This window comes from Pseudomonas sp. IB20, assembly GCF_009707325.1.
Classification (GTDB): Bacteria; Pseudomonadota; Gammaproteobacteria; order Pseudomonadales; family Pseudomonadaceae; genus Aquipseudomonas.
Genome location: NZ_CP046103.1, coordinates 558,480 through 580,798, shown reverse-complemented (window position 1 = coordinate 580,798; position 22,319 = coordinate 558,480). Strand labels below are relative to the sequence as shown.

Below are 22,319 nucleotides of genomic sequence, written 5' to 3'. Positions count from 1 at the left end.
GCCCGCACGGCGATCCAGACCTTATTTGTAGCTGGCCCAAGACTTGCCAACAAACGACGATTAGGCGAGATATCATTCCGTTTATTCATGCATAGAATAAAAAGAGGCGTGCCGTGCTGAACAAAAGACATTTGCCCTCGATCACCGCCCTGCAGTGTTTCGAAGCCGCCACCCGCCACCTGAGCTTCACCCGCGCCGCCGAGGAGCTGAACCTGACGCAAAGCGCGGTGAGCAAACAGGTGGCGCAGTTGGAAGAATTGCTCCAGCACCTGCTGTTTCGCCGCGTGCGCCGCCGCTTGCAGATGACCCCGGCGGGCGATTTGTACCTGGTGGAAGTGCGCAAGATCCTCACCCAGGTGGAGATGTCCACTCACTACTTGCGCTCCTACGGCGGCGAGACCGAAGTACTGCGCGTGTCCACGCCCTACACCTTTGGCGCACGCTGGCTGGTGCCTCGCCTCAAGGGCTGGCGCCTGCGTCACCCGCAAATCCATTTGGACCTGTGCAACGAGCAGGAGCCCGACGAGTTGCTGCAAGGCAAGGCCGACATGGCCTTCTACTTCGGCCAAGGCTCACGCCCCGGCACCGAGAGCCTGAAACTGTTCAGCGAGGAGTTGGTGCCAGTGTGCGCGCCGGAAAGCCTGCCCGCGCAGCCGTTCACCGATCCCACGCAGCTGAGCGACCTGGTGCTGCTGCAAAACGCCTCGCGGCCGCAGGGCTGGCATGACTGGTTTGCCAGCCAGGGCTTCCACACCGAGCACAGCTACCACGGGCCGCGCTTTGACACCTTCTATATGTGTATTCGGGCAGCGCAGGTGGGCTGCGGTGTGGCGCTGCTGCCGCGCTTTCTGGTGGAAGAAGAACTGGCGGACGGCAAGCTGGTGATCCCTTGGCAGCATGCGTTGCCGAGCCAGGATGCGTATTACCTGGCGTATCCGGAGCATTCGGCGGAAGTGCCCAAAGTGCGGGATTTTGTGAAGTGGATGATGGAGCAAGTGGTTTAGCGCCAGGAATACCGCCATTGCAGGCAAGCCAGCTCCCACATTTTGACAGTGTAGATACCTATGCTGCGATGGCGCCAGTGGCCACTCCCAAAAAAATCACTGGCAAAACCCCACAGGTCTATGCGCCACTAGCGCCATTCCTTAATTGTGCGTAAAGGTCGGCGCCCATCGCCGACCCGTCTGGAGATTCCCGTTATGAGCGAGAGTGTGTTTGCCGATCGCATCGTGCAGAACCTGCTCGACACCGACTTCTACAAGCTGACCATGATGCAGGCGGTGCTGCACAACTACCCGAACGTGGAAGTTGAATGGGAGTTTCGTTGCCGCAACAGTGAAGACCTGCGCCCGTACCTGGCGGAAATCCGCTACCAGATCGAGCGCCTCGCCGAACTGAGCCTGAGCCCCGACCAGCTTGGTTTTCTTGAGCGCATCAGCTTTATGAAGCCGGACTTCTTGCGCTTCCTCGGGCTGTTCCGCTTCAACCTGCGCTATGTGCAAACCGGCATTGAAAACGGCGAGCTGTTTATCCGCCTGCGCGGGCCATGGCTGCATGTGATCCTGTTTGAAGTGCCAATGCTGGCCATCGTCAGCGAAGTGCGTAACCGCTACCGCTACCAGACCGTGATCCTCGAGCAGGCCCGCGAGCAGCTGTACCGCAAGTTCGATTGGCTGACCGCTAACGCCAGCAGCGACGAGCTGTCGGAGCTGCAAGTGGCTGACTTCGGCACGCGCCGACGCTTCTCGTACCGAGTGCAGGAAGAAGTGGTGAGCGTGCTAAAGCACGATTTCCCCGGGCGCTTTGTCGGCACCAGCAACGTGCACCTGGCCCGCGAGTTCGATATGAAGCCGCTCGGCACCATGGCCCACGAATGGATCATGGCCCACCAGCAACTCGGCCCACGCCTGATCGACAGCCAGATTGCCGCCCTCGACTGCTGGGTACGCGAATACCGTGGCCTGGCATCGCCCTGACCGACTGCATCACACCGACCCTTCCTCGGCGACTTCGATTTGTACTTCGCCAAGCTGTTCGACGGCCTGCGCCATGACTCCGGTGACCCGATACAGTGGGCCGAAAAAGCCATCGCCCACTACCACAAACTCGGCATCGAGCCGATGAGCAAAACGCTGGTGTTCTCCGACAGCCTGTCGCTGCCCAAGGCTCTGGAGATTTTCCGCGCGTTGCGCGGTCGCATTAATGTCAGCTTCGGCATCGGCACCAACCTGACCTGTGACATTCCAGGGGTTGAGCCGATGAGCATCGTGCTTAAAATGACCGCCTGCAATGGCCAGCCCGTCGCGAAGATCTCCGATGAAGCGGGCAAGACCCACTGCACCGACCCGAATTTCGTCGCCTATTTGCGCCACGTTTTTAAAGTACCTGCCCTACCTAGCAAGGAGTGAATCATGCAAGCCGTACAGCGTGAGATTGCGCAGCAGCTCAAGGTCCAAGCGCCCTTCAACGACCAGGCCGCCCTTGAGGCCGACGTTGCCCGCCGCGTGGCTTTTATCCAGGATTGCCTGCGCAATTGCGGGCTCAAAGCATTGGTGTTGGGCATCAGCGGCGGCGTTGACTCCCTGACCGCAGGCCTGCTGGCCCAACGGGCGATACAGGAACTGCGCGCCAGCAGCGGTGATGAGGCCTACCGTTTTATCGCGGTACGCCTGCCTTACGAAACCCAGTTCGACGAAATCGACGCCCAGGCATCGGTGGACTTTATCGAACCGGACGAGCGCCACACCGTGAACATCGGCCCAGCGGTGAAATCCCTGGCCAATGAAGTGGCGGCGTTTGAAGGCAAGGCGGCGGTGTCGCGTGACTTCGTACTGGGCAACACCAAGGCGCGCATGCGCATGGTGGCGCAGTACACCATCGCCGGCGCGGCCGGCGGCCTGGTGATCGGCACCGACCATGCGGCGGAAGCGGTGATGGGCTTTTTCACCAAGTTCGGTGATGGCGCGTGCGACTTGGCGCCGTTGAGCGGGCTGGTGAAAAACCAAGTACGCGCCATTGCCCGGCACTTTGGTGCACCGGAGTCGTTGGTTGAGAAGATCCCGACTGCCGACCTTGAAGACCTGTCGCCAGGCAAGCCGGACGAAGCGTCCCACGGCGTGACCTACGCCGAAATCGATGCCTTCCTGCAGGGCGAACCGGTGCGCGCGGAAGCGTTCAAGATCATCTGCGACACGTATCGCAAGACTGAGCACAAGCGGGTCATGCCATTCGCGCCGTGAGGTAGATCGCTATCGCAGGCAAGCCAGCGCCCACAGTTGGAATGCACTCCCCTGTGGGGGCTGGCTCGCCAGGATCACCCTGGGGGGCTGGCTCGCCACAAGGTATTCAACGCCCACAAAAAAGCGCCCCGCAAGGCGCTTTTTTTTCGACCAGGGTTGGCTTATTTGACGGTCACAGTGCCTTTCATCATCGAGATGTGGCCTGGGAACGAGCAGAAGAACGCGTAATCCGTACCCGCTGCCAGCTTCGACACATCGAAGGTCACGGCGTCTTTTTCGCCGGCACCGATGATCTTGGTGTGGGCGATGATGCGGGTGTCGCCTTCTTTCAGGTAGTTCTTGTCGATACCGGCAGCCATGCCGTCGCTGGCGACGCCAGGCATGTCGGCGGCGGAGCTCAGCACCCAGTTATGGCCCATGACGTTTTTCGGCAAGCTACCGGAGTGAGTCAGCTCAACGGTGAACGTCTTGCAGCTTTTATCGATTTCAATGGCCTTGGTGTTAAAGGACATTTGGTCGGTAGAGTCGACGGTGACCTTGCACTCTGCAGCAAGCAACTGGCCGCTCGCCAGAGTCAGCAGGGAAACAGCAACGAGTTTGGCAAACATGTGAATCTCCAAGGCAGGGTTTAATAAACGCATATTGCGACAAGGTTGCCTCAAGCAGGCTTAAATTCTTATGATCTGAATCAACAGATTGTATACAACTTTAGGCTATCAGACTGATCAACACAATCTACCAGCCAACCTTCGGCCCGCGGTTTATGATCGGCTCACCCCCCTTGGAGCCTGCGCCATGCACCTCAACCAACTGTTCAACGGCCTGCTGGCCGCGTACGCCTGCGGTAAGTGAAGGCCAAGCGAGGTGCTAAGCTGCTACCATAGCGACCCAAGGCAGCTGCGCGCCGCCCCACCCTCACCTTCGACCCTAGAGGATCGCCCATGGCCAAACCTAATTACTCCTTCGCCAAACGTCAGAGAGACTTGGCCAAGGAGCAGAAGAAAGAGGAAAAGCTGCAACGCAAGAAAGCCACTGCAGATGAAGAAGCTGGCGCACTGAACCCGGATGCTGAAGGTGAAGTGGCGACTGATGAGACTGAGACACCGAAAGACCCGGCGGAATAAATTCTGTTGAGGTGAGCAGGCCCTCCCTGCTCACCCCAACCCACCCCTATTCCAGCGGCATCACCGTCACCCGCACCTCCGGGTCATGGCTCCCACCTCCCAGAATCACCCCCCGCAACGGCGACACATCAGAGAAATCACGGCCCCAGGCCAGGGTGATGTGCTCCAGGGCCGGCTGCACATTGTTGGTCGGATCAAAATCTACCCAGCCCAACACCGGGCAATACACCGAGACCCACGCATGGGACGCATCGGCGCCGATCAGCCGTGGCTGGCCGGGCGGTGGCTGTGTGAGCAGGTAGCCGCTGATGTACCGCGCCGCCAGGCCACGCGAGCGCAGGCAGGCGAGCATCAGGTGGGCGAAGTCCTGGCACACGCCGCGTCGGCGCTCCAGCACCTCCACCAACGGCGTGGCGACCTGGGTGGCTTCGGCATCGAAGGTGAACTCGCTGAAAATCTTCTGCATCAATGCCTGCACGCCAAGCAGCAATGGCTCGCCGGGTGGAAAACAGCTTTCGGAAAACTCAACGAAGGTTTTTTTCAGGTGCACGTAGGGCGATTCGAAGCGATAGCGGCAGGCTTCGATCAGTTCGGCTGAGAGTGGCTGGCTGCTGTAGGTCAGGCTGTCGCGGGTCTGGTCCCAGGCCGGCGACTGCTGGAAATCCAGCGCAGGCCGCGCCAGCACTTCGACGGTCAGCCCGGCATTCACCAGCAGCTCATCGTGGGGCCGTTCGAACGCCAGGCGCGTGATCGGGTTGCCGAACACGTCCAGCTCATCACGCCGCGCTGTCGGCTCCGGGCTGATCTCCAATTGCTGCGAACTGCAACGCTGCCAGGCACACGGCCGTGGCCACAGGTGCGCCAGCTGCTGGGCCAGGGACACCGGGCTGTCGTAGTGGTAATGGGTATCGTGGAAAATTTGGTAGCGCGCACTCATCACACCGACACCGTTTGCTGACTGACATCATCCACATGGGCAAAATGGCGCAAGGCCAGGCGATCCGACACTTGCCCACTCTCATCGGCCACCGCTTGCAGCAGGTCAGCCAGGCCATCCAACGCGGCACGCACGCTGGACTCGCCGAACAACGGGTTCTCCAGGCAGCCCAGGTCGAAACGCGCCAAGCGCTCCACCAACGGCGCCAGGCCAGTTTCCCGAGGCACGCCAAAGTCATCGTTGAGGCGACGCAAGGTGCGACTGACCAGTTTCAGCTGGAACAGCACCGCATGCGGGTTCTGCTCATCCAGCAGCAACAAGTCGAGCACCGGGATCAACTGCGGCACCGCCAAGTAGCGCGAGCGATAAGTGATGCTGCTGTTGCCCAACTCCAACAGCCACTCAAGCCCGGCCTGATCAAACACCGCCACGCCGCGCAGGAACGCCGCAAGGCTGCTGCTCAGGAATTGCAGACGCTCGATGCGCCGCCCCATCATCAAGAAGCGCCAGCCTTCGTCGCGGGTCATGTCGTCCAGGGCAAACCCGGAGAGCGCCGCCAGGGACATCACCAGACGGTTGAGAAAATCCAGCAGCTCACCGAAGTCCGGCGTTTCGCTTTCCAGCTCCATGGCTTCGCGTTGCAGCTCGACCAAGGCCTGCCAGTTTTCCCGGGACAACTTGCCGCGTACCTGAGACGCGGCCCACTGCAGGCGTTGCAGGTTGGCGCGCAGGCTCGACGGCCAATCATCGCCGAGCAAGGCGGCGAGCAGGCGCTCGGGCAATTCGCCCTCTTCCGGCAGCAAGCGCAGGGTCTCACCTAGCTCGACCGCCGCCTGCAACGCCAGTGGGTCGTCGCCGTCGACATAACGCGCCAGCACGATGCGCAGCCAGCGCGCACTGTCATCGCAGCGTTCGCAGTAACGGCCAAACCAGAACAAGTTCTCCACCACACGTGACGGCAGGTACGGATCGCGGCGCACCAAATCGTGGGCACCAATCGGCCGTTGCGCGCGCCATTGCTCGCCGCCGGCAGCGCGCTCGCCGAGCACCCAGGTGTCTTTGCTCGCGCCGCCGCGTTGCATCGACACTACTTCGGCATCGGCCTCGGCGGCCACACGGGTCAGGCCACCGGGCAGTACACGGTAGCCTTCATCGCTGGCCACCGCGTACACACGCATGCCGATGGCGCGGTGTTGCAAATGGTCATCGACGGTGTGCCACACCGGTGCCTGGGACAGTTGCGCCAGCTCCTGGGCGACATACGCGTAAGGCCGCGCACGCATGCGTTCGGCCAGGGCCTGGCGTTGTTCGTCGTTCAAGTCGCGGCCAAATACCGGCGTGAAGCTTTGCGACGGAAACGCGGGTTTGATCAGCAGCTCGGGCAGTTTCTCCAAAGCCTCAGCCAGCACTGGCGCCTCACCGCACCACCAGGTGGCGATGGACGGCAGGATCAATTCTTCGCCAAACAGGAACTGGTTGATCTTCGGCAAAAAGCCGAGCAAACCTGGGGACTCCAACATGCCACTGCCGAGGGCGTTGGCCACCAGTACATTACCTTGGCGCACCGCATCGAGCAGGCCAGGCACGCCGAGGGCCGAGTCGGTGCGCAGCTCCAGCGGGTCGCAGAAGTCGTCGTCCAGGCGGCGCATGATCGCGTGCACCCGGCGCAGGCCGCTGAGGGTTTTCAGGAACACTGTGCTGTCGCGCACGGTGAGGTCGCCGCCTTCCACCAACGGGTAACCGAGCTGGCGTGCGAGGTAGAGGTGTTCGAAATAGCTTTCGTTGAAACGCCCCGGCGTGAGCAGCACGATCAGCGGCGGCTGGTCGTCGCTAGGCGCCTGACGGGCCAGGGTCTCCTGCAACGTGCGGAAGAAACCGGTGAGGTGCTGCACTTGCAAGTCGCGGTACAAGTCCGGGAAGGCGCGGGACACGATGGTGCGGTTTTCCAACGCATAACCAGCGCCCGACGGCGCCTGGGTGCGGTCGGCGGTGACCCACCAACGGCCATCCGGGGTGCGCGCCAGGTCCACGGCATACAGGTTCAGAAATGCACCGTCGGGCGGCTGAATGCCCTGGCACGGCCACAGGAAGTTGTTGTGACCGAATACCAACTCCGCCGGCAACAAACCCTCTTTGATCAGGCGCTGCGGGCCGTACAAATCGGCCAACACCGCATTGAGCAGGCGCGCACGCTGGGCGATGCCGGCCGACAGGTGCTGCCACTCGTCAAAGGCCAGCACATGCGGCAGCAGGTCCAGTTCCCACGGGCGATCGGCGCCCTTGGGGTCGGCGTAGACGTTGTAGGTCACGCCGTTTTCCTGGATCTGCCGGGTCAGCAGCGCCTGGCGCTGGGCCAACTGCGCGGGCGTGCTGCGTTGCAGGTGATCGAGCAAGCGCTGCCAATGGGCACGCACCGCGCCACTGTCGTCCAGCAGTTCGTGATAGGTGCCCGCGGTCAGCGGGTAACGGTCGAGCAAGTCGGGCATGGAACGCTCGGCAGAGGCAAGGGAAGTCAGATTAACTCAAATTCACTGCAATCTAATGTGGGAGCTGGCTTGCCTGCGATGGCGGTTTTCCAGGCACTTGATTGGCTGGCTGATACACCGCTATCGCAGGCAAGCCAGCTCCCACATTTGGATTGGGTTCAGTCATTTTTATTGGGAAAACGCCGCAGATCCAGAGTCATGGGCAATTCGTCGTTGATCACTACGGTCGGCACCGCCAGCTTACCCGGGCTATGCCCCAAGCGGAAAAACCGCGCCATGCGCCGGCTCTCGGCTTCGTTGGCATTCACCGGCAAGCTGTCGTAGTTGCGCCCGCCCGGGTGGGCCACATGATACTGACAGCCGCCCAACGAGCGCTGCATCCAAGTGTCGAGCAAGTCGAACACCAGCGGCGCGTGTACCGCGATGGTCGGCTGCAGGCAGTTGGCCGGTTGCCAGGCGCGGTAACGCACACCGGCGACAAACTCACCGACACGCCCGGTCGGTTGCAGCGGCACCGGGATGCCGTTGCAGGTCAGCAGATACCGTTGCGGCGCCAACCCGCTCAACTTCACCTGCAAGCGCTCGAGCGACGAATCCACATAACGCACCGTGCCGCCCACTGCGCCCTCCTCGCCCAGCACGTGCCAAGGCTCCAGGGCCTGGCGCAGTTCCAGTTCGATACCGCTGACGGCGTAGTCGCCGACCTTGGGGAAACGGAACTCCAGGTGCGCAGCAAACCACTCGGCTCGCAGCGGGTAACCGGCGGCATTCAACTCGACAATCACGTCGGCGAAATCCTGCTCGATAAAGTGCGGCAACACGAAGCGGTCATGCAGCTCGGTGCCCCAGCGCGCCAGTTTCGGCGGCGCATACGGCTCACGCCAGAAGCGTGCGACCAACGCGCGCAGCAGCAATTGCTGGGTGAGGCTCATGCGCGCATGGGGCGGCATTTCAAAGGCGCGCAACTCCAACAGGCCCAGGCGGCCGGTGGCGCCGTCCGGCGAATAGAGTTTGTCGATGCAAAATTCGGCGCGGTGGGTGTTGCCCGTCACGTCGATCAGCAGGTTGCGCAGCAGGCGGTCCACCAACCACGGCGGGCATTCCTCGCCGGGTTCGGGCATTTGCGCGAAGGCGATTTCCAGCTCATACAGCGCGTCGTTACGCGCCTCATCCACCCGTGGCGCCTGGGAGGTCGGGCCGATAAACAGGCCAGAAAACAGGTACGACAGCGAGGGGTGGTTATGCCAGTAACTGATCAAACTGCGCAGCAGGTCCGGGCGACGCAGGAACGGTGAATCCTTGGGTGTAGCGCCGCCGAGCACAAAGTGATTACCGCCGCCGGTGCCGGTGTGGCGGCCGTCGATCATGAATTTTTCCGTGGTGAGGCGAGTTTGCCGCGCCTCTTCGTAGAGGAATTCAGTGCGCTCGACCAACTCGTCCCAGGTGGCGGACGGCTGCACGTTCACCTCGATCACACCCGGGTCCGGCGTCACCCGGAAGTTACTCAAGCGGGTGTCGAACGGTGGCTCGTAGCCTTCCAGCAATACCGGGCAGTGCAGTTCCTCGGCGGTCGCTTCGATGGCGGCCACCAGCTCCAGGTAATCCTCGACGCGCTCCAGCGGCGGCATGAACAGATACAGCCGCCCTTCCCGCGCTTCGGCGCACAAGGCGGTGCGGGTCAGCCAGTCAGCGGACTCATCGACTTTCGGTACGCGCTCATCGCTCGGCGCGGGCTCGCCGTGACTATGCAGTTGCTCGGTGGAGGGCAACTGCGGTTGATCCTGGTTCGGGTCGGTTGGATGCACAAACGGATACTCCGCCGCCGTCACCCAAGGCTGCGAGGCCAACGGCAGGCGATAACCCAACGGTGAATCCCCCGGCACCAGGCGGCAGTGGTTGTCGCGCAGGTACCAACGCCCGCTCTGCCAGCGATCATTGGCCGCCGTACGCGCCAGTGGCAGCACTTGGCCGATGACTTTATCCAGGCCCTGGCTGAACACTTTGCGCAGGCGTTCGCGCTCCAGGTCGTCGCTCAGGCGCGGGTCCTGGGCGGTGACGTTTTGCGGCAGCGCACCTTCGCGCCACAAGTAGTAAAAGTTGTCTTCGAAAGCCGGAAACACAAAGCGCGCCGGCAGTTTCAGGCGCTCGGCGACGCTGGCCAGGAAGCGCCCGGCCATTACACCGTCGGCGCCGTAATCCTCTTGCTCATCGGCGATCAGCGCGCTGTTGTGCCAGATCGGCACGCCGTCGCGGCGCCAGTAGCAGTTGAGCGACCAGCGCGGCAGTTGCTCGCCGGGGTACCACTTGCCCTGGCCGAAATGCACCAGCCCCTTGGGTGCGTAGTGCTTGCGCATGCGTTGGAACAGCTCGGCGGACAGGCGGCGCTTGTCCGGCCCCAGCGCAGCGGTGTTCCACTCGGCGCCGTCGGGGTCGTCGATGGAGACGAAAGTGGGCTCGCCGCCCATGGTCAGGCGCACATCGTCCTTGAGCAGGTCGGCATCGATCTGCCGGCCGAGGGCCTGGATCGCCAACCATTGCTCCTCGGTGTAGGGCTTGGTAACCCGAGGTGCCTCCCAGATGCGCTCCACCGACATTTCGTGAGTAAATTCGCACTCGCAGGGTTCCACCAGCCCACTAATCGGGGCGGCGGAAGATGGTTCGGGACTACAGGCCAACGGAATATGACCCTCACCGGCGAACAACCCGGAAGTGGCATCCAGGCCGATCCAGCCGGCGCCGGGCAAGTACACCTCGCACCAGGCGTGCAGGTCGGTGAAGTCCACCTCCGTGCCAGACGGGCCGTCGAGGGCTTTGACGTCGGCGGTCAGTTGGATCAGGTAGCCCGACACAAAGCGCGCCGCCAGCCCCAGGTTGCGCAGCAATTGCACCAGCAGCCAGGCCGAGTCGCGGCAGGAGCCGGAAGCGTTTTCCAGGGTGAATTCCGGGGTTTGCACGCCCGGTTCCATGCGGATCAGGTAGCCGATATCAGCGGCCAAACGCTGGTTGAGCCCGACCAGGAAATCCACGGCCGGCAAGGGTGTGCGGTCGATACCGGCCAGGTAGGCAGCAAACTTCGGCGTCAGCGGCAGGGTTTCCAGGTACGGCGCCAGCTCGCGCTGCTCATCGGTGGCGTAGCTGAAGGGGATTTTTTCGGCGTAGGGTTCGAGGAAAAAGTCGAACGGGTTGAACACCGCCATCTCGGCGACCAGGTCGACTTCGATGCGCAGTTCATCGGTCTTTTCCGGGAACACCAGGCGTGCCAGGTAATTACCCTGCGGGTCCTGCTGCCAATTGATGAAGTGCTGCTCGGGCAGCACGTTGAGTGCGTAGGACAAAATCCGCGTGCGGCTATGGGCCGCCGGGCGCAAACGCACAATCTGTGGGCCGAGTTCGACAGCGCGGTCATAGCGGTAATGCGTAACGTGGTGCAACGCGACATGAATCGACACGGCGGCCTCCTGCGAGCCAGGGCATGGAAACAAAGCGCGCAAGACTTATGCCAGAGCGGCCGTCATTGCGCTTTATCGTAAGACCCGGTGCAGTACAGCACCAAAACGGCGCCAACGTGGGGGCCGTGGTGCAAGGGTTGCACATATTTGTGGCGTGCGTGCGAGGCTGGGTGGTGAATCTACCCAGTCAAGCAGCCTTGGCCGCCGTCCGCAGGCGCCGCACCTCAACCAACTTCCTGACCATCGCCCGATAGCCCTTGCTGTTGATCAGCAACAACCCGAGCAATGGCCAGAACAGGCTTTCACTGTAGATAAACCAGTGAGGGTGAAATTGCAGCGTCGGAAGCACCACCAGCAGGCACACCACAAAAAAGCTGACCATGGGCCTGGTACCACTCCTCATTATCCAGATAGTCATTCATGCCAGGGTTGACGATCTCATTGCGGGTGCGAAATGCCCCCATCAGGCAGGACGCCGTGCTGGCGGTGGCGCTGGTGTAGCCAATGACCGTGATGACTGAACTGGCGCCACCGCTGAACGGCACCGCGATGGTGCCACTTAACATCACCAGCCAACCCAGCACCGCTCCTCCGCAGGATAAGGTGGTGTTGAAGGCTTCGCTGATCAACCGTGACTCGCGCGCATTGTTCATCACTTGGTCTGCAAACTGCGCCGGTGCGACGTATTTCTGCGCCTCACGCACAATGATGCGCTTGGGCTGAATGCTGCAGATGGGCTTGAACTCACGCAGGGTGACGACATTGAAGTCGGCGTCGATATACACCACGCCTGCACCGACGATGTTGGGGTCGGCGTCGATGGCGGCAAATATCCGCGGCAGGTTAAGTTCGCTTTCAATGCGCTGGCGCGCCATGAATTGCGAGCGGTTGGAGTCCATGCCGATGCTGAGCAGGGGGTTGCTCATAAGTGTTCTTCCTTGAAAGTGACGGTGGCCGGGCCGGCCCCATCGCAGGCAAGCCAGCTCCCACAGTTGACCGGGTTTCAACGTTGCAATGCGGTCCACTGTGGGAGCTGGCTTGCCTGCGATAGCAATCTAATGCGCGCCACCTTAAGTGTTCTTCCTTGAAAGTGACGGTGGCCGGGCCGGCCCCATCGCAGGCAAGCCAGCTCCCACAGTTGACCGGGTTTCAACGTTGCAATGCGGTCCACTGTGGGAGCTGGCTTGCCTGCGATAGCAATCTAATGCGCGCCACCTTAACAAACGGCCTACCCACCCGCTAGAAAGCAAAACGCCAGCACGAGGCTGGCGTTTTGCATGTTCAGGCTGCGATCAACGCGGCACGACCGGCTTGCGCGCAGGCTTGCCGCCCTTGCCCTTAGCCGCGTCGGCGCGCTCCTTGGCCGCCTGCTTGTTGCGCACCATGGCCGCAGCCTTGGCTTGTTCGCGCTTGTCCCACGGGTTGCTGCCGTCGCTGCCACGTGGCGGCAGGCCGGTGTGCTGGGTGAGGATCTTGGTGGTGGTTTCCTTGGCGACCTTGTGGCTGCCGGCCGGCGTCGAGTTCTTGCGACGGGCGCTCTGGTAGCTGTCGGTGGCCGGCTGGTGCAGCGGGATCAACTGGTCTTTGCCCGGCCCGATCAGGTCGGCACGGCCCATGCGGGTCAATGCTTCACGCAGCATCGGCCAGCCTTTCGGATCGTGGTAGCGCAGGAAGGCCTTGTGCAAACGGCGCTGCTCTTCGCTCTTGACGATGGTCACCGAGTCGCTCTTGTAGGTGACCTTGCGCAGCGGGTTCTTGCCCGAGTGGTACATCGCGGTGGCGGTGGCCATCGGCGACGGGTAGAACGCCTGCACTTGGTCGGCACGGAAGCCGTTGCCCTTGAGCCACAGGGCCAGGTTCATCATGTCTTCATCGGTGGTGCCCGGGTGGGCGGCGATGAAGTAAGGAATCAGGTACTGCTCTTTGCCCGCTTCCTTGGTGTACTTCTCGAACATGCGCTTGAACTTGTCATAGCTGCCGATGCCCGGCTTCATCATCTGGTTGAGCGGACCTTCCTCGGTGTGTTCCGGGGCGATCTTGAGGTAGCCACCGACGTGGTGGGTCACCAACTCTTTGACGTATTCCGGCGACTCGACCGCGAGGTCGTAGCGCAGGCCGGAGGCAATCAGAATCTTCTTCACACCCGGCAACGCACGGGCGCTGCGGTACAGCTGGATCAACGACGAGTGGTCGGTGTTCAGGTTCGGGCAGATGCCCGGGAACACGCACGATGGCTTGCGGCACGCGGATTCGATTTCCGGGCTCTTGCAGGCGATGCGGTACATGTTCGCGGTCGGGCCGCCGAGGTCGGAGATCACGCCGGTGAAGCCTGGCACTTTGTCGCGGATCTCTTCGATCTCGCGAATGATCGACTCTTCGGAACGGTTCTGGATGATCCGGCCTTCGTGCTCGGTGATCGAGCAGAAGGTGCAGCCGCCGAAGCAGCCTCGCATGATGTTCACCGAGAAACGGATCATGTCGTAGGCCGGGATTTTTTCCTTGCCGTACACAGGGTGCGGAACACGTGCGTAAGGCATGCCGAACACGTAGTCCATTTCTTCGGTGGTCATCGGAATGGGCGGCGGGTTGAACCACACGTCCACTTCACCGTGCTTCTGCACCAGGGCGCGGGCGTTGCCTGGGTTGGTTTCCAGGTGCAACACGCGGTTGGCGTGAGCGTAGAGCACCGCGTCGCCACGGACTTTTTCTACCGATGGCAAGCGGATCACGGTCTTGTCGCGGGTCATGCGCGGGCTGGCCAGGATCTGTACGACCTTGGCTTCCTCAGGATCATCCACCGGGCCCTTTTCCTGCTCGATGGCGCAGGCCTGGGTGTCCTGGGTATTCACGTACGGGTTGATGATCTTGTCGACCTTGCCCGGGCGGTCGATACGCGTGGAGTCCACTTCGTACCAGCCCGCCGGCGTGTCACGGCGAATGAACGCGGTGCCGCGCACGTCGGTGATGTCTTCGATCTTGTGGCCCCACGACAGGCGCTGGGCGACTTCGACGATAGCCCGCTCGGCGTTGCCGTACAGCAGGATATCGGCGGTGGCGTCGATCAGGATCGAGTTACGCACACGGTCCTGCCAGTAGTCGTAGTGGGCGATACGGCGCAGGGAGGCTTCGATGCCGCCGAGCACGATCGGCACGTTCTTGTAGGCTTCCTTGCAACGCTGGCTGTACACCAAGCTCGCGCGGTCCGGGCGTTTGCCGGCCATGCCGCCTGGGGTGTAGGCGTCGTCGGAACGGATTTTCTTGTCGGCGGTGTAGCGGTTGATCATCGAGTCCATGTTGCCGGCCGCGACGCCAAAGAACAGGTTCGGCTCGCCGAGCTTCATGAAGTCGTCTTTGGACTGCCAGTTCGGCTGGGCGATGATCCCGACGCGAAAGCCCTGGGCCTCCAGCAGCCGGCCGATGATGGCCATGCCGAAAGACGGGTGATCCACATACGCATCACCGGTGACGATGATGATGTCGCAGGAATCCCAGCCAAGCTGATCCATCTCCTCCCTGCTCATCGGCAGGAATGGCGCAGGACCGAAACATTCGGCCCAGTACTTGGGATAGTCAAATAACGGCTTGGCTGTTTGCATGACGATGACCGGTGTTGAGATGAAAAATCGCGGGCGCGGAATATAGCACAAATCTTGACCAATTCCGACCTTTGCAGTCGGAATTGGCGGGACGACTTTTTACTCGTCGTCGAAGTTATAGCTACCCGGCGCGAGGAGACCAATTCCGACCTTTGCAGTCGGAATTGGCGGGACGACTTTTTACTCGTCGTCGAAGTTATAGCTACCCGGCGCGAGGTTCTCGAAGCGGGTGTATTTGCCGATAAAGGCCAGGCGCGTGGTGCCGATCGGGCCGTTACGCTGTTTACCGATAATGATTTCAGCGATGCCTTTATGCTCGGTCTCCGGGTGATACACCTCGTCCCGGTATACGAACATGATCACGTCAGCATCCTGCTCGATCGCTCCGGATTCCCGCAAGTCGGAGTTGATCGGGCGCTTGTTCGGGCGCTGCTCCAGGGATCGGTTGAGCTGCGACAGGGCAACCACCGGGCAGTTGAATTCCTTGGCCAGGGCCTTCAACGAGCGGGAAATCTCGGAGATCTCGTTGGTTCGGCTGTCACCGCTGGAACCCGGGATCTGCATCAACTGCAGGTAGTCGATCATGATCAGGGCAATGTCGCCGTGCTCGCGCACCAGGCGTCGGGTACGCGCGCGCATTTCCGAGGGGCTGATGCCCGCAGTGTCGTCGATAAACAGCTTGCGGTCGTTGAGCAGGTTGACCGCCGAGGTCAGCCGCGGCCAATCGTCGTCTTCCAGGCGACCGGCACGCACCTTGGTCTGGTCGATGCGGCCCAGGGACGACAACATACGCATGATCAGCGATTCACCTGGCATCTCCAAGGAGTAAACCAGTACGGCCTTGTCGCTGCGCAACACGGCGTTCTCCACCAGGTTCATCGCGAAGGTGGTTTTACCCATGGATGGACGGCCAGCGACGATGATCAGGTCAGACGGCTGCAGGCCGCTGGTCATGCCGTCGAGGTCGGTGTAGCCGGTGGACAGGCCGGTGATGGCGTTGTCGGTATTGAACAGGGTATCGATACGGTCGATCGCCTTGGTCAGCAGGTCGTTGACGCTGACCGGGCCGCCGGTTTTTGGCCGAGCCTCGGCGATCTGGAAGATCTGCCGCTCGGCCTCATCAAGAATCTCTTCAGCGGTGCGGCCTTCCGGGTTGAACGCGCTGTCGGCAATCTCGGTGGCGATGCCGATCAACTGGCGCAACGTGGCCCGCGCACGAACGATCTGCGCATAAGCCTTGATGTTGGCGACCGATGGCGTGTTTTTCGCCAGTTCGCCCAGGTAGCCCAGGCCGCCGACTTGGGAGGTCTGGCCTTCCTTGTCCAACTGCTCGGCCAGGGTCACCACGTCGATTGGCGAGTTCTGGTCGGCCAGCTTGGCGATGGCGCGGAAAATCAGGCGGTGGTCATGGCGATAGAAATCACCGTCCGAGACTTGATCCAGCACGCGTTCCCAGGCGTTGTTGTCCAGCATCAAGCCACCGAGCACGGCCTGTTCGGCCTCGATGGAATGCGGCGGCACCTTCAGGGCAGCGGTTTGCAGATCATATTGCTCAGGAGCTGAAATATCGTTCATGGCCACTTGGAATTGGGGAATCGTAGAAAAACAAAAGGCACGACCTGTAAACAGGATCGTGCCCGATGTTAACCGGCTGACACGCGAGGTGCCAGTCAGTTAGGTGCGGCTTAAGCTGCTACCACTACAACGCGTACGGTGGCTTCAACTTCGGCGTGCAGGTGCACGGCTACATCGAATTCGCCTACGTTGCGGATGGTGCCGTTCGGCAGACGAACTTCGCTCTTCTGCACTTCAACGCCGGAGGCGGTCAGTGCATCAGCGATGTCGTGGGTGCCGATCGAACCGAACAGCTTGCCTTCGTCACCGGCGGTGGCAGTGATAGTCACTTCCAGCTCAGCCAGTTGGGCAGCGCGAGTTTCGGCCGAAGCTTTTTTGTCTGCTGCTGCTTTTTCCAGCTCAGCACGACGCTCTTCAAACGCAGCCAGGTTGGCAGCGGTTGCAGCGGTGGCTTTGCCGTATGGCAGCAGGTAGTTACGACCGTAGCCGGCCTTAACGTTCACTTTGTCGCCCAGGTTGCCCAGGTTGGCGACTTTTTCCAGAAGGATCAGTTGCATGTGAAAATCCTCTAACTTTTAACCTTCACCGTTCGCGTTATCGGCGTCTTTCGACGCCAGACGACCGCGAAAATCAATCAGGCCGTCGACAATGGCCAAAACCACGAGTAACGGATAGATCAGCTGCATGAACAGCAACAGCGTCACGTACAACCCCACCAGCCAAAACTTGGCCAGGCGCTTTCGCGCCACCAGCCCATGAATCAGGGCCAGCCCGGCAAACACCAGCGGTACACTGCAAATCGGCGCCAGCACGGCCATCTGTGGGCCGAAGTTCGGCCCGACAACCATGCACGCCAGCAGCAACATCGCCGGCCCCGCGGGGATTCTGATACTGCGAAACTCGCGACCAAAACCACCCGGGTTGTACAACAACGCCTGCCAATAACGCCCAAGAATCAGGCTCAGCACGCTGACGATCTGCAACAATGCCGCAATCAGGCCGGTCAGGACCGGGGCAATCAGTGACGCAAACCGCGCTCGCTCATCTACCGACAATTGCTGGTAGAGATCCCCGAGGGCCAGCGGCAGGATCTTGACGATTTCCTGCGACAGCGCCTCGATTTGCGGGCGGAAAGCCGCGCCAAGCATCACTGAGTACACCAACCCCAATGCCACGCTGACCAGCAGCGTGCGGGCCCAGGACTCACTTGCGCGCAAAACCAACGCAAGGCTCGATGACCCCAGCAGTACCAGAAGTACCCGTGGATCACCCATTTGCAGCCACCAGATCAAGGCCGGCAACAAACCCAGGGCAAGAACGCCAAGGGCGTCCTTCAAACCGCGCCGCAGCAGCACAAGGCAACCCGCGGCAGCACCCAACCAATAAAGCAACGGCAATGCCGCACATCCAGCCACTACCAGAGTGGCCTGCAGGCGACCGCGCATGATGAACTCAGCTAAGGCGCGCATGCATTCAATCCCTTACTACTTGTCGACTGCCCGGTCTCAGCGGCCGTGGCTGTCGGTGTAGGCCAGCAGGGCCAGGAAGCGGGCGCGCTTGATAGCGGTGGCCAGCTGACGCTGATAACGTGCTTTAGTACCGGTGATACGGCTTGGAACGATTTTGCCGGTCTCGGATACGTAGGCTTTCAGAGTGTTGAGATCTTTGTAATCGATCTCCTTCACTTCTTCAGCGGTGAAGCGGCAGAATTTACGACGACGGAAGAAACGTGCCATTTGATAGGCTCCTTAAAAGGTCCGTGGATTACTCGTCAGCGTTGTCGCTGTTGTCGCTGTCATCACTATCAGCGCTTTCAGCGCCTTCGTGCTCAGGACGGTCGCGACGCTCACGGCGCTCACTGCGGTTTTCTTCAGCCTTGAGCATCTCGGATTGGCCGGTAACGGCTTCTTCGCGACGGATGACCAGGTTACGGATCACTGCATCGTTGTAGCGGAAGTTGTCTTCCAGCTCGGCCAGGGCCTTGCCAGTGCACTCAACGTTCAGCATCACGTAGTGAGCCTTGTGAACATTGTTGATTGCGTAGGCCAGTTGACGACGGCCCCAATCTTCCAGACGGTGGATTTTGCCGCCGTCTTCTTCGATCAGCTTGGTGTAACGCTCAACCATGCCGCCGACTTGCTCGCTTTGATCCGGGTGGACCAAAAAGATGATTTCGTAATGACGCATGAATGCTCCTTACGGGTTGTAGCCTGCCGCTCAAAAACGGTCAGACAAGGAGTGAATGACACTTATGGATCTTGCCGCAGGGAGGCACATAGGTGCCTGCCAGGAAGGCAAGGGGCGCAATTGTAGAGAAGGGGGAGAAACCGCGCAAGGTGATTGGTGATTATTTGAACAATCACCACGCGCTCAGGCGATCGTTTCCACGCTCTGCGTTGGAACGCCGCCCTGGATGCTTCGCGTGCGCATCAAAAGCATGACGCGAAGCGCCAAAAACGCGAGCGTCACAAGAGGCATTCCCACGCAGAGCGTGGGAACGATCACTGACAGGCTTACTTCTTGGCTTTAGCCTTGACACCACGCTGACGCCGGGCTTCGAACAGGCACACGCCCGTCGCAACCGACACATTGAGGCTGCTGACGCTACCGGCCATCGGCAGGTTCACCAGGTAATCGCAATGCTCACGGGTCAGGCGACGCATGCCTTTGCCTTCGGCGCCCATGATCAGGATGGTCGGGCCGGTGAGGTCCTGGTCATAAATGCTGACCTCAGCCTCGCCCGCCGTGCCCACAACCCACAGGCCGCGCTGCTGGAGCTTCTCCAGAGTGCGCGCCAGGTTGGTCACCGCCACCAGCGGAATCACTTCCGCCGCGCCGCAGGCCACTTTACGCACAACCGGCGTCAGGGTGGCCGACTTGTCTTTAGGCACGATCACTGCCAGCGCACCGGCAGCATCCGCCGAACGCAGGCAAGCGCCGAGGTTGTGCGGGTCGGTCACGCCGTCCAGCACCAGCAGCAGCGGCGCGCCTTCGGTGCGATCGAGCAGCTCGTCGAGCATCGCCTCGCCCCAGACCTGGCTCGGGCTCACGTCCGCTACCACGCCCTGGTGAACGCCTTCTACCCACACGTCCATCTCACGACGCTCGGCTTGGCCGATGGCGACTTTATTCTGGGTCGCCAGCTCGACCAGCGCTTGTACGCGCGGCTCGCTGCGACCTTCGGCCAACCACACTTGCTTGACGCGCTTAGGGTGGTGACGCAGTAGTGCTTCTACGGCGTGCACGCCGTAGATTTTTTCCAGACTCATGACTTGGCCTTAGGTTTGCGCGACCCGCCGCTTTTCGCGGGAGCCGAACCCGCTTTTGGCGGGCCTTTACGATGTTTGCTCGGCTTGCTCGACGGCTTTTCCGCCCCCTGGGACTTTCCCCCTGACGCCGCTTTACCACCGCTTTTGGCTTCGCTGAGCAACTGCTGCTTCAACTCGCGGCTCTTGCGCAGCTCGGCGTTTTTCGCCGCAGCGTCGCTTGGGCGGTAGGCTTCAGGGGCTTTGTCCTTGGCCGACGAACGACGACCGGCCTTGGCTGGCGCAGGCTCGGCAGCCGCTGCTTTGGCAGGAGCGCCTTTGCCTTTGGCGGCCGGTGCGGCGGTTTCGCTGCCACGTTTTTTGCGGCCAGACGGTTCGACTGGCTTGTCAGGCATGCCGAAGTCGATCTTGCGCTCGTCGAGGTCGACGCGCATGACCTGCACTTCCACGGTATCGCCCAAACGGAAGCTGCGACCGGTGCGCTCGCCCGCCAGGCGGTGATGCACAGGGTCGAAGTGGTAGTAGTCACCCGGCAAGGCGGTGACGTGCACCAGGCCTTCGACGTAGATGTCGGTCAGCTCGACGAACAGACCAAAACCGGTCACGGCGGTGATCACGCCCGGGAACGACTCGCCCACACGGTCTTTCATGAACTCGCACTTGAGCCAGTTCACCACATCGCGTGTGGCTTCGTCGGCACGGCGCTCGCTCATGGAGCACTGCTCGCCCAGCTGTTCCAGGGCCGCTTCGTCGTACGGATAGATCCGTGCCTTCGGAATGGTCATGGCACCGGCACGCTTGACGTGCGGGGTGTTCTGCTTGGAGTGGATCACGCTGCGGATTGCGCGGTGCGTGAGCAGGTCCGGGTAACGGCGAATCGGCGAAGTGAAGTGGGTGTACGCCTCGTAATTCAAGCCGAAGTGGCCTTGGTTGTCGGCGCTGTACACCGCCTGGCTCAAAGAACGCAGCATCACGGTCTGGATCACGTGGTAATCCGGACGGTCCTTGATGCTCGCGAGCAGTGCCTGGTAGTCCTTCGGCGTCGGGCCGTCCTTGCCTTTGTGCAGGGACAGACCGAGCTCGCCGAGAAACGCGCGCAACTTCTCCAGACGCTCCGGCGGCGGGCCGTCGTGCACCCGGTACAGGGCAGGAATCTCGTGCTTTTTCAGGAACTCGGCAGTGGCCACGTTGGCCGCCAGCATGCATTCCTCGATCAGCTTGTGAGCATCGTTACGCGTGGTCGGGGTGATCGCCGCGATCTTGCGCTCGGAGCCGAAGACAATTCGGGTTTCCTGGGTTTCAAAGTCGATCGCGCCACGTACATGACGAGCGCCCAGCAATACTTTGTACAGCGAATACAGCTGCTTGAGGTGCGGCACGACATGGCCGTACTCACCGCGCAGGGCTTTGGCTTCGCTGGTTTTCGGCTGTTCCAGGATGGTGCTGACCTTGTTGTAGGTCAGGCGCGCCTGGGAGTGGATCACCGCTTCGTAGAACTGGTAGTCGGTCATTTCGCCGGTTTTCGAGATAGTCATCTCGCACACCATGGCCAAACGGTCGACTTTCGGGTTCAGGGAGCACAGGCCGTTGGACAGCTGCTCAGGCAGCATCGGGATCACGCGCTCAGGGAAGTACACGGAGTTACCGCGCACCTGGGCTTCGTTATCCAAGGCCGAACCGATCTTCACATAGCTGGACACATCGGCAATCGCGACGAACAACTTCCAGCCGCCGGAGAACAGGCGCAGTTTGCCAGGCTTGGCTTCGCAGTAAACCGCATCGTCGAAGTCGCGGGCATCTTCGCCGTCAATGGTGACGAACGGCAGATGGCGCAAGTCGATGCGTTTTTCTTTGTCTTTATCTTCCACTTCCGGCTTGAGCTTGGCGGCTTCTTTGAGCACAGCCTCAGGCCAGACGTGAGGGATATCGTAGGTGCGCAGCGCAACGTCGATTTCCATGCCCGGCGCCATGTAGTTACCGACCACTTCAACGATATCGCCTTGCGGCTGGAAGCGCGCGGTTGGCCAGTGGGTGATTTTCACCTCCACGAACTGGCCGACCTTGGCGGCGCCGTTGCGGCCCGGGGTAATCAGCACTTCCTGCTGGACCTTCGGGTTATCTGGCACAACAAAGCCGATACCGCCTTCTTCGAAGTAGCGGCCGACGATGGACTCGTGGGCACGCGACACCACTTCGACGATCACGCCTTCACGGCGACCACGACGGTCCAGGCCGGAAACGCGCGCCAGGGCACGGTCGCCATCGAACACCAGGCGCATTTGTGCCGGGCTCATGAACAGATCGTCGCTGCCGTCATCCGGGATCAGGAAGCCGAAGCCATCACGATGGCCGGCGATGCGGCCAAGGATCAGGTCTAGCTTATCCACGGGCGCGTAAGTGCCACGGCGGGTGTAGATCAGTTGAGCATCGCGCTCCATGGCACGCAAACGGCGGCGCAGGGCTTCGAGCTGGTCTTCGGTGGTCAGACCGAATTCCTCAACCAACTGCTCGCGGCTAGCAGGCGAACCACGATCGGCGAGGTGCGCCAGGATCAGTTCGCGGCTAGGAATAGGGTTTTCATATTTTTCCGCTTCACGAGCGGCCTCGGGATCGAGGGACTGCCAATCGGCCATTAGAGAGTTTTCAC

15 protein-coding genes and 2 pseudogenes are annotated in these 22,319 nt (G+C 61.2%); 4 read left to right on the top strand and 13 right to left on the bottom strand.

Annotation, left to right across the window (positions count from 1 at the left end):
• Nucleotides 1-113: 113 nt before the first annotated feature.
• From GJU48_RS02560 to nadE, 3 genes and pseudogenes are all read left to right on the top strand, one after another.
• Nucleotides 114-1,004 (top strand): LysR family transcriptional regulator, encoded by an 891-nt coding sequence (locus GJU48_RS02560; protein ID WP_094949737.1) that lies wholly within the window; start codon nucleotides 114-116, stop codon nucleotides 1,002-1,004.
• A 195-nt stretch (nucleotides 1,005-1,199) separates the two neighbouring features.
• A pseudogene (pncB, locus tag GJU48_RS02555) lies at nucleotides 1,200-2,408 on the top strand (nicotinate phosphoribosyltransferase).
• A gap of 3 nt (nucleotides 2,409-2,411) precedes the next feature.
• Nucleotides 2,412-3,239: an ammonia-dependent NAD(+) synthetase gene (gene nadE, locus GJU48_RS02550; RefSeq protein ID WP_094950951.1), complete on the top strand. Its 828-nt coding sequence runs from the start codon at nucleotides 2,412-2,414 to the stop codon at nucleotides 3,237-3,239.
• Nucleotides 3,240-3,400: 161 nt separating this feature from the next.
• Here nadE and azu read toward each other — a convergent pair whose 3' ends face one another.
• Entirely contained in the window at nucleotides 3,401-3,847 is a 447-nt protein-coding gene (gene azu / locus GJU48_RS02545; protein ID WP_094950952.1) for an azurin, read from the bottom strand.
• 333 nt (nucleotides 3,848-4,180) lie between these two features.
• On the opposite strand from azu, the gene GJU48_RS02540 reads away from it, so the two are divergent.
• Nucleotides 4,181-4,363 carry a hypothetical protein gene (locus tag GJU48_RS02540; protein ID WP_064450422.1) on the top strand — a complete coding sequence of 61 codons (183 nt, stop codon included), beginning with the start codon at nucleotides 4,181-4,183 and terminating at the stop codon, nucleotides 4,361-4,363.
• 46 nt (nucleotides 4,364-4,409) lie between these two features.
• Here GJU48_RS02540 and GJU48_RS02535 read toward each other — a convergent pair whose 3' ends face one another.
• From GJU48_RS02535 to rnr, 12 genes and pseudogenes are all read right to left on the bottom strand, one after another.
• On the bottom strand, nucleotides 4,410-5,300 hold the full coding sequence (locus tag GJU48_RS02535; RefSeq protein ID WP_094950953.1) for a transglutaminase family protein: 891 nt from the start codon (nucleotides 5,298-5,300) through the stop codon (nucleotides 4,410-4,412).
• Complete coding sequence (locus tag GJU48_RS02530; RefSeq protein ID WP_094950954.1) at nucleotides 5,300-7,786, bottom strand: circularly permuted type 2 ATP-grasp protein; 2,487 nt, start codon at nucleotides 7,784-7,786, stop codon at nucleotides 5,300-5,302. The genes GJU48_RS02535 and GJU48_RS02530 overlap by 1 nt, the downstream gene beginning before the upstream one ends.
• 158 nt (nucleotides 7,787-7,944) lie before the next feature.
• Nucleotides 7,945-11,235 (bottom strand): transglutaminase family protein, encoded by a 3,291-nt coding sequence (locus GJU48_RS02525; RefSeq protein ID WP_094950955.1) that lies wholly within the window; start codon nucleotides 11,233-11,235, stop codon nucleotides 7,945-7,947.
• A 386-nt stretch (nucleotides 11,236-11,621) separates the two neighbouring features.
• Nucleotides 11,622-12,161, bottom strand: a pseudogene (locus tag GJU48_RS02520) (NAD synthetase); the annotation flags it as partial.
• A gap of 366 nt (nucleotides 12,162-12,527) precedes the next feature.
• Nucleotides 12,528-14,831, bottom strand: coding sequence for a YgiQ family radical SAM protein (locus GJU48_RS02515; RefSeq protein ID WP_094950958.1), 2,304 nt, complete (start codon nucleotides 14,829-14,831; stop codon nucleotides 12,528-12,530).
• A 180-nt stretch (nucleotides 14,832-15,011) separates the two neighbouring features.
• Nucleotides 15,012-16,406 (bottom strand): replicative DNA helicase, encoded by a 1,395-nt coding sequence (dnaB, locus tag GJU48_RS02510; RefSeq protein ID WP_064450415.1) that lies wholly within the window; start codon nucleotides 16,404-16,406, stop codon nucleotides 15,012-15,014.
• 110 nt (nucleotides 16,407-16,516) lie between these two features.
• Nucleotides 16,517-16,963 (bottom strand): 50S ribosomal protein L9, encoded by a 447-nt coding sequence (gene rplI, locus GJU48_RS02505; RefSeq protein ID WP_003171376.1) that lies wholly within the window; start codon nucleotides 16,961-16,963, stop codon nucleotides 16,517-16,519.
• Nucleotides 16,964-16,981: 18 nt separating this feature from the next.
• A complete protein-coding gene (locus GJU48_RS02500) occupies nucleotides 16,982-17,875 on the bottom strand; it encodes a YybS family protein (protein ID WP_094950959.1) in 894 nt (297 codons plus the stop codon).
• A gap of 36 nt (nucleotides 17,876-17,911) precedes the next feature.
• On the bottom strand, nucleotides 17,912-18,142 hold the full coding sequence (gene rpsR / locus GJU48_RS02495; RefSeq protein WP_003171373.1) for a 30S ribosomal protein S18: 231 nt from the start codon (nucleotides 18,140-18,142) through the stop codon (nucleotides 17,912-17,914).
• 28 nt (nucleotides 18,143-18,170) lie between these two features.
• The gene (rpsF, locus tag GJU48_RS02490) at nucleotides 18,171-18,593 is read right to left on the bottom strand and encodes a 30S ribosomal protein S6 (protein ID WP_003217491.1); all 423 of its coding nucleotides are present in this window, start codon (nucleotides 18,591-18,593) and stop codon (nucleotides 18,171-18,173) included.
• A gap of 326 nt (nucleotides 18,594-18,919) precedes the next feature.
• Nucleotides 18,920-19,675: a 23S rRNA (guanosine(2251)-2'-O)-methyltransferase RlmB gene (rlmB, locus tag GJU48_RS02485; protein WP_094950960.1), complete on the bottom strand. Its 756-nt coding sequence runs from the start codon at nucleotides 19,673-19,675 to the stop codon at nucleotides 18,920-18,922.
• Entirely contained in the window at nucleotides 19,672-22,305 is a 2,634-nt protein-coding gene (gene rnr / locus GJU48_RS02480) for a ribonuclease R (RefSeq protein ID WP_094950961.1), read from the bottom strand. The genes rlmB and rnr overlap by 4 nt, the downstream gene beginning before the upstream one ends.
• Nucleotides 22,306-22,319: the final 14 nt, after the last annotated feature.

Coding starts and splice junctions, on each gene's coding strand:
- nadE (WP_094950951.1), top strand. CDS start 2,412: ATGCAAGCCGTACAGCGTGAGATTGCGCAGCAGCTCAAGGTCCAAGCG.
- azu (WP_094950952.1), bottom strand. CDS start 3,847: ATGTTTGCCAAACTCGTTGCTGTTTCCCTGCTGACTCTGGCGAGCGGC.
- GJU48_RS02540 (WP_064450422.1), top strand. CDS start 4,181: ATGGCCAAACCTAATTACTCCTTCGCCAAACGTCAGAGAGACTTGGCC.
- GJU48_RS02535 (WP_094950953.1), bottom strand. CDS start 5,300: ATGAGTGCGCGCTACCAAATTTTCCACGATACCCATTACCACTACGAC.
- GJU48_RS02530 (WP_094950954.1), bottom strand. CDS start 7,786: ATGCCCGACTTGCTCGACCGTTACCCGCTGACCGCGGGCACCTATCAC.
- GJU48_RS02515 (WP_094950958.1), bottom strand. CDS start 14,831: ATGCAAACAGCCAAGCCGTTATTTGACTATCCCAAGTACTGGGCCGAA.
- dnaB (WP_064450415.1), bottom strand. CDS start 16,406: ATGAACGATATTTCAGCTCCTGAGCAATATGATCTGCAAACCGCTGCC.
- rplI (WP_003171376.1), bottom strand. CDS start 16,963: ATGCAACTGATCCTTCTGGAAAAAGTCGCCAACCTGGGCAACCTGGGC.
- GJU48_RS02500 (WP_094950959.1), bottom strand. CDS start 17,875: ATGCGCGCCTTAGCTGAGTTCATCATGCGCGGTCGCCTGCAGGCCACT.
- rpsR (WP_003171373.1), bottom strand. CDS start 18,142: ATGGCACGTTTCTTCCGTCGTCGTAAATTCTGCCGCTTCACCGCTGAA.
- rpsF (WP_003217491.1), bottom strand. CDS start 18,593: ATGCGTCATTACGAAATCATCTTTTTGGTCCACCCGGATCAAAGCGAG.
- rlmB (WP_094950960.1), bottom strand. CDS start 19,675: ATGAGTCTGGAAAAAATCTACGGCGTGCACGCCGTAGAAGCACTACTG.
- rnr (WP_094950961.1), bottom strand. CDS start 22,305: ATGGCCGATTGGCAGTCCCTCGATCCCGAGGCCGCTCGTGAAGCGGAA.